Consider the following 412-nt stretch of genomic DNA (forward strand, 5'->3'; position numbering starts at 1 on the left):
ACTCCGCCTGCAACTGTCGTGCTGGTAATGTTGCTATCACCTTTAACATTGATATCACTACCCAAGGCATAGTTGTTCTTGCCTGTTGTGCCACCAAAGTTGATGCCTTTGTCTGCTGTTGCTTTAATGCTGGTGATCGCACCGTCAATTGTGTTCGAACCTGTACCACCAATGTTACTTGTGGTGATTGCACCTGTCGTTGCATCAATGGTCGTGTTACCACCAATTGCACTCTTAACGCTGTCTGCAACACCGTGTAATTGACTACCGTTGATTGCATCAGTCGAGCTTGAATTTACTGCACCCGCTTTAACGTTGGTAATCGTGGTTCCACCAGCACCTGCAAGCGTGATCTTGTCTTTAGTCGTTGCATCATCATATTTAACTGCTGCATCGTCTAATGTACCCAACT

1 pseudogene is annotated in these 412 nt (G+C 45.9%); it reads right to left on the reverse strand.

Annotation, left to right across the window (positions count from 1 at the left end):
- Nucleotides 1-412 (reverse strand): annotated as a pseudogene (locus tag V6E90_RS21560) (YadA-like family protein); the annotation flags it as partial.

Origin of the sequence: Acinetobacter sp. ESBL14, assembly GCF_036668815.1 — a bacterium.
Lineage (GTDB): Bacteria > Pseudomonadota > Gammaproteobacteria > Pseudomonadales > Moraxellaceae > Acinetobacter > Acinetobacter gyllenbergii.